General features: G+C 59.7%; 6 protein-coding genes. 2 read left to right on the forward strand and 4 right to left on the reverse strand.

All coding sequences use genetic code 11. The features are described 5' to 3' along the window. Nucleotides 1-11: 11 nt before the first annotated feature. The 4 genes from G5S37_RS21475 to G5S37_RS21490 form a co-directional block, all read right to left on the reverse strand. The gene (locus tag G5S37_RS21475) at nucleotides 12-3,212 is read right to left on the reverse strand and encodes a DUF1553 domain-containing protein (protein WP_165206493.1); all 3,201 of its coding nucleotides are present in this window, start codon (nucleotides 3,210-3,212) and stop codon (nucleotides 12-14) included. 271 nt (nucleotides 3,213-3,483) lie between these two features. Next, entirely contained in the window at nucleotides 3,484-4,749 is a 1,266-nt protein-coding gene (locus G5S37_RS21480) for an SUMF1/EgtB/PvdO family nonheme iron enzyme (RefSeq protein WP_165206494.1), read from the reverse strand. Nucleotides 4,750-4,874: 125 nt separating this feature from the next. Beyond that, nucleotides 4,875-9,239, reverse strand: a complete 4,365-nt coding sequence (locus G5S37_RS21485) for a hypothetical protein (RefSeq protein ID WP_165206495.1) — start codon at nucleotides 9,237-9,239, stop codon at nucleotides 4,875-4,877. Nucleotides 9,240-9,347: 108 nt separating this feature from the next. Then, nucleotides 9,348-9,656, reverse strand: coding sequence for a Dabb family protein (locus G5S37_RS21490; RefSeq protein ID WP_165206497.1), 309 nt, complete (start codon nucleotides 9,654-9,656; stop codon nucleotides 9,348-9,350). A 106-nt stretch (nucleotides 9,657-9,762) separates the two neighbouring features. On the opposite strand from G5S37_RS21490, the gene G5S37_RS21495 reads away from it, so the two are divergent. Together G5S37_RS21495 and G5S37_RS21500 are read left to right on the forward strand one after the other, a co-directional pair. Continuing rightward, the gene (locus tag G5S37_RS21495) at nucleotides 9,763-11,007 is read left to right on the forward strand and encodes a VCBS repeat-containing protein (protein WP_165206498.1); all 1,245 of its coding nucleotides are present in this window, start codon (nucleotides 9,763-9,765) and stop codon (nucleotides 11,005-11,007) included. Between the two features lie 327 nt (nucleotides 11,008-11,334). Continuing rightward, entirely contained in the window at nucleotides 11,335-11,667 is a 333-nt protein-coding gene (locus G5S37_RS21500; RefSeq protein WP_165206500.1) for an SWIB/MDM2 domain-containing protein, read from the forward strand. The last annotated feature ends 124 nt before the right edge of the window (nucleotides 11,668-11,791 follow it).

Consider the following 11,791-nt stretch of genomic DNA (forward strand, 5'->3'; position numbering starts at 1 on the left):
AACGGGCGCGATTATTTGTTCAGCACTTCATCCAAGTTCATGATCTGATTGCAGAGCATGGTCCAGGCAGCGAGTTGCGCGGGGTCGAGGAAAGAGTCGGCCTTCGTCGCGCCTACGCCGATAAGAGCGGAAGCGTCTTCAGGCTTGGATCGGTAATGTGCCAGCAAGTCGGTCAAGCTGGCCTGCACAATCGCATTCTCCTCCGGCTTGAGCGGTCTGCAAAGCAGCTGATTTGCGACGTAGCCGACGGCTTTCGCCGAGTCGCCCTTCCCATACTGCATGGCATGCTGAGCCAGGTTCCTCGCGGCTTCCACGAACTGAGGGTCATTCATGGTCACCAGCGCCTGCAGCGGCGTGTTGGTACGCTCACGGCGTACGCAGCTTGTCTCACGGCTGGGCGCGTTGAAGGCCTCCATGTTTGGCGAAGGCGCCATGCGCTTCCAGAAATTGTACAGCGTGCGGCGGTAGAGCCCTTCACCGGTGTCCTGCACGTAGTTGCGCGTGTTGCCACCGGCGAGCCCCACAATCTCCCAGATATTCTCCGGCTGATAGGGACGGGTGCCCGGACCACCCATGGTAGGTGAAAGTGTGCCGCTCGCAGCGAGTGCGTAGTCACGCACCATCTCCGCATCCATGCGGAAGCGAGGGCCGCGGCTGAGCAGGGCGTTGTCGCGATCCTTCTCCAGCTTCTCCGGCGTGGCGAGCGCTGCCTGCTTGTACGTCGCGGAGGTGAGCATGAGCTTGAACATGTGCTTCATGTCCCAGCCGCTTTCGCGGAACTCGACGGACAGCCAGTCGAGCAGCTCCGGATGGCTGGGCGCGCTGCCCATGATGCCGAAGTCCTCACTGGTCTTCACCAGCCCCTGGCCGAAGAGCTCCTGCCAGAAGCGGTTCATCGTCACACGGGCGGTCAGCGGGTTGTTGGGATCGACCAGCCACTTCGCAAGACCAAGCCTGTTCTGCGGAGCATCCGTGGGCATCGCGGGGCCAAGGGCCGCGGGCGTGCCGGCCTCGACCACGTCCCCCTTCTTGTCATACTCACCACGCATGAGGATCGGCGTCATGGGTTTGACGTTCATCACTTCCTCCTGGACGTGGGTGATGGGACTGCGGGCCTTGATGTCTGTTTTTTCCTTTTCGAGATCGACCACCGACTTGTTGAGCTTCTTGTAAGACTCGTCGCGCGTGATCAGGTAGTGGTCATACAGGGCATTGCGCTGCTGCGGCGTGCGCTTGTCAGACGCCGCGGCAAGGATGGCACGCAGCGGCCCCATCTCAGAGATGCGCTTCACTTCTTCCGGGGAGAGTGCTCTCGCGTAAACACGCGCGTCCTGCACCGAGCCTCCTTCAAAGGTCTGCACATCACTGCGCTGGCCGATGCGCAGGGGCGTCTGCGTGCGGATGCTGCTGGTCGGCTTCAGTGTGGCGTTCTCGGTGTTGAGCTTCTGTTCCACACCATCGACATACATCTTGATGCCATTGGCCTTGCCCGAGCCGTTGTAGGTCACAAACACATGCTGCCAGGTGCCGGGCTTCAGCACTGCATTCCGCGTGCTGACCTTGAGTGCATCCTCCGGCCAGTCACTCACGATGTGAACGGCAAGCCCGCGATCCGCCTGGAAAAGATCCCAGCCGCGGTATTGCCCCTTCTCATCCATGCGGGCGATGATGCCTCCGTACACGCCATTTCTTCCCGCCTTGATCCACGCTCCGTAGCTGAAAGACTGCTTCTGCTCGAAGTCGCCTTCGTCACCAAGCACGAAGGTGCTGCCGGATTTCAATACGGGGGCCGGACCCAGCTTGCCATCCGGTGCCCAGGAGATTTCACCGGTGGCCTTGATGGTACGCGGCGGGCCGCAGATGGCCTGCACTTCATTGCCCACTCCTTCATTGAGCGGCACATGGGCCACAATGCCATCCGAGGGCACATCCTTGTCCAGTGTGTCCGGCTTCGCGGAGGCCAGCCACTGGTCGAACTCTGCGCGTGCCACTTTCTTCCGTTCCGTGCGGGCCGCGCTTGCGACTTCAATTTCCTTCGGCAATGCCGTCCAGCGTGTCTTGTCCTTGCCGGACGGCACCACGAGAATGGGTCCGCTGTCCTTCTGGTTGAGGTCCTTCGCACCTTGGGTGGTGTTCCTGAAGAAGGCAGCCAGCGCATAGTAGTCCTTGGTGGTGATGGGATCGAACTTGTGATCGTGGCACTGGGCGCAATTCACCGTGAAACCCATATAGACCCAGCCGAGCGTCTGCACACGGTCGGCAGCGTAGAGGGCAAGGTTCTCCTCATCGATGGTGCCACCTTCATTGGTGGTGATGTTGCAGCGCTGGAAGCCGGTAGCGATCAACTGATCATCCGTTCGATTAGGCAACAAGTCGCCCGCGATCTGCTCGACCGTGAAGGCATCAAACGGCTCGTTCTTGTTGAAGGCGTTCACCACCCAATCGCGGTAGAGCCACATCTCGCGATAGTTGTCAAAATGCAGGCCGTGCGTATCACCATAGCGGGCGGCATCCAGCCAGTAGCGGGCGCGGTGTTCGCCATAGCGCTTGGAATCCAGCAGGCGGTCCACGAGTTTCTCATAGGCATCGGGCCGCGTGTCGCTCACAAAGGCATCCACCTCCTCGGGTGAGGGTGGCAGGCCGGTGAGATCCAGCGTGACACGGCGCATGAGGGTGTGCTTGTCTGCCTCCGGCGCAGGTGTGAGCCCCGCAGTCGCAAGCCTCGCTTCGACAAAGCGATCGATGGGATTCTTCGCTTCCGTCTTCGCCCCCGGGACCGTCGGGAGCGCGGGACGTTCCGGCTTCACCAAGGACCAGTGAGGCTGCCAGGAAGCACCTTGTTCAATCCACTTCTTGATCAGCTCCTTCTGCTCCGGCTTCAAATCCTTGTGCGACTCTGGCGGGGGCATCACATCATCCACATCCGCGGTGATGATGCGCTGGTAGAGAGAGCTCTTCCCGGGTTGCCCCTTTACCACGGTGGAGTCACCTCCATCGCGAGCAGCGAAGAACCCTTGCTCCGTATCCAGGCGCAGAGAAGCCTTCCGCGTGCCCGGATCCGGACCATGACAATGGAAACACGCCTCCGCGAGAATGGGACGGATGTCACGGTTAAACTGGACCGTGGCCGGAGGCGTGGAGGCGGCATGAACCGCCGCTCCCGCTGCCGTGGCACTGACAGCGAGGGTGGTAAGAAGATGACGAGCGCTCATCAGAAAGTGACGATTTCTAGCATTTTAACGCTTCCAGACGCGCACTTCCAGCACCCTGAGGGCCCATGAAACCACATCGGGCAAAATGTCGTTAGCAACCGTCAAATATCGGTCAATCAGGGCATTGGGACAGCCCTTCCGCCTGGACGGCAATTTGATCCATGGCGGCGTCAATCTACTCCATCTGCCACTTGCCCCAGAGCTTGGGGTCCATTCAGCCCTGCCCGACACAGCCCCGTGATGGCATCTCCCGTGCCAAACTTCCCTCCCGTCATTTGTTCTTGGGCTGCTCCACCACGCAGCGGAATCCAAATGCAGGCTCACGGCGATCCGGAGGCGTATGGTCACGCTCAGAGGACAGCAGGCGGTTCTTCTCATGGTTCGAGAAGGAACCGCCGCGCGTCACTCGATCCACCTGAGAGGCGTTGTACCAATCGCTGCACCATTCCCAGACATTGCCACCCAGGTCATAGATGCCCAGTTTGTTCGCTTCGAAGCTCATGACAGGCGCGGCCGAGACAAAGCCGTCCTCATAGTCCTGGATGCAGGCTTTCCCGGGGGATGCTTTGCCCACGGAAGCGTCGGCAAAGTTTCCAGCGCCTTTGTTCGGCGGCCACTTTTTGCCCCACGGATATTCCTCGCCGAGTTTACCGCTTTTGGAGTCAGGCGTGCCTTCCTTGCCCTCTTCGCGTCCAATGCCAACCGCAAAACTCCACTCCCGATCTGTGGGAAGGCGATAGCTGCGGCCGTCCTTCTTGCTCAGCCACTCGCAAAACGCTGTGGCATCCGCCCAACTCACGCGCGTCACCGGAAGATTGCCCTCCTTCTCCTTCGCGACGCCGCTGACAGCCACGTCCTTCCACGCCCCATTCACACCGGATGCCGCCTGAGCATAAGTTCCGTAGTCCGAGCGTCGTGTTTCATGAATGCACATGAGAATATCAGTTCCCGGCACGGGTACGAATTTCATGCCGAGACTGTTCGTGAAAGCTCCCCCCACGGTCGATGGAGCCGCCGCGGCAGCCAGAGTTTCACGGTGATTCTTCACCGCCTGTGCCTCGCTGATGCGATCTGCCTTGGTAAGGGTGACCTCGAGTTCCTTCAACCGGGCAACATAAGGCGTGAGCAACAGGGTGGTGCCTGCGGACTTTTGCGAATCCAGTTTGCCAATCTGATTTCGATAGATGGCTCGCAGATTCTTCAATCCCTTGGGTGTCTTGTCATCGTCCGGCGGTAGTGGTTCGCGGGCGCCCACACGTTTGATTTCCGCCTCGTACACCAGCACAGCATCCAGGTTACCCGCGGTCTTCGCTTCAGAAATCAGTCGGTTCACTCCTCCGATGTAGCCGACATTCAGCTCATTCACGGCGGTCTCATACGGCCCCACGACACGCTCCTTCATCAAGGTGTCATACTGCTGCTGAAGCGCGGTGAGTTCAGGAGACGCCTGCGCGGGCAGGTGAATGGCCAGCACCATGGCGACTGTGCAGCCCGTCAAAAGACGGGCCAGAACCTTCGTGAGGGAGTGAGCATGCATATGGATACCAAGAAGTGTATGGTTCGATTCTGCGCGGTGATTTTACCCTGATCCGAAACGTCCTGACAAGCCATTGATTCCACGAGCCCACGGTGAAACCAACATCACCGCAGGCGGCATGTTTCTCATTTCTCCACCCGCCACTTGCCCCAAAGCTTGGGTGTCAATTCAGCCTCGCTCGGCACGTCTGCGGTGATGGCGGTGGCCTTGTTCGACCAGTAGACACGCTGGGTGGTTTGGAAGTTCGCTCCACGCAGCACGCCCAGATCTGCGGAGAACGTCTCTCCCGCTTTCGGCTTCCAATCCAGCACTTCGAGGGGAACGCTGATCTCGTAGTTGCCCGCATTGTCTTGCGCGAACTCGACTTTCGCGGTGACGTCCTCCACCACATCGATGGGAATGGAACGCCACGGGCTGCTGAAGGCGACCGGCTGGGTAGTGCCGGGAACCTTGGCGCGATAGAGCATGGCCAGCGGCTTGTCCTTCACCAGCGTGACCAGCAGCCGGAGATCGCCGGCCACCGGGGCGGGGCGCTCCGCTGACGCCGCTGCATCAGTACCAAGCATGAGGTCAAGACAACCACCTGTTTTGAAAATGGACTGCGGGCTTTCAGCGCTGTTGCTCAGGAGCTCCTTCTCAGTCGTGCGCCAGGCGGCGTAGAGACGCCCACCACTCACCGTGACTGCGGCACTTACTTCATACGGTTTGGAGTCACTGTTGAAGTTCGCCTTGATGCCCCGCCGATCAATGGATGCCCAATCAGTGGTGGCGGGCCAGTCATTCAAATCCCCATCCACCTTCGGCGACTCGGCGCGTAGGGCGACCTTGAGAATGCCGCTGCCACGTGCCTTTTGACGCGCCGCTTCCACGCGTGCATGCCAGTCGCGCGACTTCTCCAGATCTCCAGTCGTGATGTTGATGGACTGCTCGGGGAGGCGTTTGATGGTTTCCAGTCCATCCACGCGAACGAGACTCGTGCGTGCGCCATCGATGAGATACACCTTGCCATCAGGAGTCTGCGTGATGCTCGGCCAGAAGTTCTCGTCATGCAGGGACACATTGGTCACGTCCATGTTGCGAATGGCCACGGGCGCAGCCCAGTTCGGACGCAGACGAATGTCATGGAACAAGGTGGAGACGAAGAGTCCATCCGCCGTGAAGAGATACATATTCCCCATGTTGCCATTGATGCAGAACATGGGGCCGCCATCGCCACGAGGCTGGACCCAGCCACTCAGCAGACGCGTGTGTCCCACCACCATGCCGGGGCGATCCGGCACCGCAGCCTCATGGCTGGCATGCAGGCCGGGCCACGCACTGGGATAACTCCAGCGCGGCTCTCCCTGATACATGCCTCCCAGTCCATATGGAGAGAAGGGAGCGGGCGCGTTCGTCAAAAGTGTCCAGCCGGAGGGATGCAGCATCGCCTGATTCCCTCCGCTGGAGGGTGGCTGGCCACCGGAGGGGCCCACGATTTCAGGTGCATCGAGTTTGTAGCGGGGCGCACCCTTGTCCGTGAAACCGGAGGGCGCATAGCGAATGCACTTCTCTCCATAACGCGCCACCACAAAAGACAGATCCGGCATCACGGTGACGCCACGCATGGATCCCTTCAGCACGGTGACCTCATCTGCCTGTGGATGGCCGTCTCCATTCGTGTCCGTCCACGCGAAGCACGCTTGCTTGTCCACAGGTGGATTCTCTTCTTCCAGCTTGGTGCCTTGCGGCCAGATGCTTGCGAGTTCAGGCGCACGCAAAGCCCACCAGGCATGGGCGCTGCCGAGTGCCGCCACGAGGCGCGCGGTGATGCCATCATCCTTCCAGAGGAAGGCCACCTGGTCACCGCCGGTGGGATTGTGCGTATAACAGCTCGTGAAGTAGCGCTCGCCCTTGCGTGAGTCAGGGTAGAGCGGTGCATCCGGCGAATAGTGACCTCCGTGAGCCTCGGTCAACTCATCTGGCCGATGGAACACGCGCACGAGTTCATCCTTGCCGACAGCCCAGTCGAGTTTGAACTCCAGCCCCTTGTAAAAAAAGACATTCGCATCACGCGAGTCGAGCATCCCGCCACCGCCGTACTCGGTGGGACCGTAGAAGGCGCGTTCGAGATTCCCCTCCTTGTCCCACACGGAAACACGCCGGGGGAAGTTGTCAGCTTCGGCGATCCACAGGCGCCCTTGCGAATCAAGAGCGATGCCATTCGGGTTGTTGATGTGCAGCGGATCATACTTACCAGCCTTCGGCTCACCCGCCTTTCCGAACGAGCGCAGGAGCTTGCCCTGCGGAGAAAAGACCTTCACCTGATGACTCTGCCCACGATCCGAGACAAGGAAGTTGCCTGCTTCATCTGTGATGACATGCCGCGGATCATCCAGCTGTGAGTCAATCACGATCTCAGGCTGCCCTAGCTTAGTGGGATGCAGGGCATCGAGCGCGGGATAACGCAGCAACTTCGTGCCGCTGAGTGCAAGGAGGCGTCCTTGGGAATCAAAACCCACACCACGTGGATTCTCCACCGGCACACGGCCGATCATTTGCGCATTCTTCGCATCCACGAAGAAGATCTCGTTCTGACGGATGAGTGAGCCGACGATCATGCCGTCATGCGCAGCGATGCCTGCGAGCACGAACTGCCTCCCTCCCCCATCATACCCTTCCAGTTCCGGCGGCTTCACACCATCGGAGGGTTTCTTGATGTTCGGGTCCTTGCCAAGAATGGTCTTGAAGACAGGGCGGTCCTCCAGCTTGCGAGTTTTTGCCGTGAGGCGGAGTTCGCCCTCCCAAATGGAGCCCACATAGCAAAGGTCATCTCCAATCGGTCGGCTGCCGGCATCGACCGCCAGTGTTGGCGCACCGGTCCACGTGCCGCCCACCCAGCCCTGTCCGCCGAGCTTGGTGCCATCTTCCTTCACCCACTGGAGTCCATGGCCACCCTCAGCCACATAGGCCCCCATGAAGACCAGCGGCACACCATCTGCCGTACGCGAGCCGGGCACGAAGGCCATGCTCGTGGGTGGCGTGTGCGTGGTCATCCAGCAGCCGGTCTTGTCCGCCGTCATCCATGCCGGCTTGCCCGCGCTGTAGATGCTGAATTCATAATGCAGGGATACAGGTTTGCGCCACAGGCCGCGCACCTTGTACTCGCCGGGTGTCACCGGACGTGTGGGAATATGATATACCCCATGTCTCGCTGCCTGGGGATCACGCAGCAGGTCGTCGCTGCCATCCCACCAGGCGATATTCTCGCCGGCGGGAAAGGGCGTTTCGCTGACGAGATTGCGCACGCGCCGATTGTCCTTGTCCTCGATCACCAAGGTAACCAATCCAGCTTCGGGCAGGGTGAACTTCACCGGAATGGGTGGCGGCTCTTCCTCCGCCTTTGGCAGCACGATGGAGGTCAGTTCCTTCTCACCCAGTCGAGTGATGGCGAGTACATCCCCCAGCCACACACGCCTTCCTTCCTTCACCTTGCTGGCGAGGTGGGGATGGTTGGACTTGGCGCCGCCGGTGATGCGCAGGCGTAGAGCCCTGGTTTCCACTTCTTTGTCGAAGCCCAGCCAGTGCGGCCCCAGAGGCAAGGGATAAAGAGCATCCATGTCGCGCCCTTGGGTCACCAGCTTCCAGCTCGACTCCGGTGCCTCACGCACCGACTCGTCTCCTCCCGTGAAGGCATCGACATCCACGCTCTGAAACCCCGTCCACAGCAGGCAGAGGCCACTGAGGCGAACCGGCTTGGACCAGGTGAGTGTCACGATTTCCGGATGCTCCGGGCTCACGGCGAGCGCGGCGCCATTCTCCCCGTTGTCCCACGTCTGCCACTGCTTGTTGTGGGATTCGTCCACGAGCTTCGCAGACACATCATCACGCGCCACGGACTGCACGAGGGACTGTGGAGCCATGTTCCCAAAACGCTCCTGCAGCAGCCACACGCCACCCAGCCAGCCATTCATCTCACGGTCGCCCGGGGCGGGCACATGACTGAAGCGCAGGGCGCGTGTGCTGGTTCCCTTGGGCAATACCCAAAGACCATACGCATCCTCCCCCACTTCCTCCCGGGTGCCGACTCCCTTTTCCAAACGCTCCGCAACGATCCACTGCGAGTCATCCGCAAGATTGCCCGGATAGGGCGCATCCGGCTTCAACACGCTCAAGGCCCCTCCCCCGCGCACCAGCACGGATCCCAGAGCCACTGACTTGGCAAATCCTACGCGCAGGTGGCGGGTTCCCGGCTCCCTGCCCTCTCCATAGCGCACTCCGCGGAACTCGGGCTTGCCGCCTTTCACCCAGACCGCCGCCGAGGGCCCGCCTTTCGCCGCCTCTTCCGAAACAGCCACTTCCACTCCTCCAACGGACGACGCAAACACCGTCTTGTCGAGCTCAGCAGGCTCAAGAAACGGCTGCGAATCAGTCGAGGACTGGGCGTAGCCGGTGGCACTGGCGGCGAAACACACCGCCAGTGAAAACAAGAGGAGAAGCCGGGAGCGGGACATGGTGCGAAGCAAAAAAACGCTCCCAGCATAGCTGAAAGCGCATCCCGTCACTCAAAAAGTAGGGCCGGCAAAAAATGCCAACCCCGACTGTCAGGTCCCGTCTCTGGTCTAGTGGATGGGCGACGTGTCGTACACCACCACCCGTTCAAAGAATGGTTTGCAGATCTGAACGAAGCGCGTGTGGTGCTCGCAATCCGTCTGGTAGTGATCGTGATCCTCCAGATTCTTGAAATGCAGGAGCAGGGAGTAGTCGAAGGAGTGGTCCGTGACCGGGCGCTCGGGTGTGGGAGCGGGCTTGCCCACGAAACCATGCACGAGGTAGGGAATCTCCTTGAGCTTGATCAGCTCGTTCTCAAAGGTGGTGCGCTGTTCCTCGGAGAGGTCTTTTTTCAACCAGAAGTAAACGTTGTGGAGCATGGCGAGTGTGTGAGTAAGAGTTCAGGCCAGCAGGTCGCGCCGGGTGAGTTCAGCGAATTTGAAGCATGACACTGACGGTGCAAAGCGTTTTGATGAACCTCTTTCCATGAAAAACAGTAGCTTCCCCCTCATGTGCGCCGCCGGAGCCGCGGTGCTCGGCATGTCCCTTCTGGCCCTCGGTCAGGAGAAGCCAGCCGCCAAACCCGCAGTAACTCCTGCCGCCAAGCCCAAACCTTCACCGGGACTGAAGTTCCGCGTGCAGCAACTCCACGTGGACAACAACGAGGGCTGCGCCGTGGCAGACTACAACAAGGACGGCAAGCTGGACGTGAGTGCTGGTGAGTTCTGGTATGCCGGTCCTGAATTCAAGGAGCAGAAGCCCGTGCGCAAGCTGCGCGCCTTTGGCAAGGACTACCTGACGAACAATGCCGAACACGCCTGGGATGTGAATGGTGACGGATGGACGGACATCGTCAGCGGGTCCTTCATGGAGGGTGAAGTCTCCTGGTATGAAAACCCGAAGGCAGAAGGCCTCGCGAAGGGCGAGCCGTGGAAGCAGCACCTGCTGGTGGATACGAAGCTCGGCCAGAATGAATGGACCGCCTTCCGCGACATGGATGGTGATGGTGTGCCCGAGTTCGTGGTGAACTCGTGGGGCGACAATCTTCCCATGATGTGCTGGAAGCTTGCGAAGGATGACGCCGGCACTCCCATCCTGAAGCCCTGGGTCATTCATGAAGCTGGCGATCAGACGAACGGTCACGGCATCGGCTTTGGCGACATCAATGGCGATGGCACGGAAGACATCGTCTTCAAGAACGGCTGGTATGAGCGTCCGAAGGATGGCGCGACCACAAAGCCGTGGACCTTGCACAATGACTTTGTCTTCTACCATGCGAGCTGCCCCATGCAGGTGCGAGATCTGAACGGCGATGGACGCAACGACATCATCTGGGGCAACGGCCACAACTACGGCCTCTGGTGGGAAGAGCGTCGCGACGACAACAAGGACGGCACCACCAACTGGCGCACCCACCTGATCGACGACAAATTCTCCCAGCCACACGCCCTCGCGTGGGAGGACCTGGACAATGACGGCCAGCCCGAGCTCATCACCGGACGCCGTGTCCGCGCTCACAGCGGTGGCGACCCGGGGGACAATGAGCCGGGGGTGATCCACTACTTCAAGTGGGACAAGGAGAAGCAGACATTCTCCAAGTTCAACGTGGCGGTGGATGGCCCGGGCATCGGCCTTCAGATCAACGTGGCTGATCTCGACGGCAATGGGTGGAAAGACATCATCTGCGCAGGGAAAAGCGGCACCCACATCCTCTGGAACGAAGGCAAGTAGAACACGTTACGCAGAGATTCTACGAAGGGAAAGCCGCGCTGCACAGGCGCGGCTTTCTCGTGTTTTCCCAGTGAAAAGGCTGTTGCAGCCCCCGTTTTGAAGCGCCAAACGGCCTTGGATTGGGTGCTAAAAGGCGCTAAAGCCGTGTGTGAACTTGTGATATTCTATAGATAAAACTTTTAGCCAAAAGTACCGTTTTCCGTAGGGAAAACGCCGATCTGGCAGATGAAGAAACTTTTGAAAGTTGCTGCTTCCTTCTCAAATTCCTGTTGACGAAGAGCCGTTTTTTTCAATAGCCTGTGCGGGTTAACTTCAAACCTGATCCCTATGGCAACCAAATCCACGAAGAAAACAGCCGCGAAAAAGGCTGCTCCCAAGAAAGCCGCTAAAGCCGCTGCTCCCAAGAAGCGCAAAGTGAACCCCGCTCTGATGAAGCCTGTGCAGCCTGATGACGTGCTCGGCGCCGTCGTCGGCACCAAGCCCGCTCCGCGCGGCCAGATCACCAAGAAGCTCTGGGACTACATCAAGAAGAATGGCCTCCAGGACGCCAAGAACAAGCGCCAGATCAATGCTGACGACGCTCTCAAGGCAGTGTTCGGCGGCAAGAAGTCCGTCACCATGTTTGAGATGACCAAGCTGGTCTCCAAGCACATCAAGTAAACAGCCTTTCTCGCGTGAGCGCGGCGGAGTCATCCGCCGCGCTTTTTTTGGCCTGGTGAAGACGGTATTGCACCATGATATAACATATCATGGCAGCGAGGAGTCGATGGACCATTCGGTGGTC

Origin of the sequence: Roseimicrobium sp. ORNL1 (assembly GCF_011044495.1) — a bacterium.
In the GTDB taxonomy this organism is placed as follows: domain Bacteria; phylum Verrucomicrobiota; class Verrucomicrobiia; order Verrucomicrobiales; family Verrucomicrobiaceae; genus Roseimicrobium.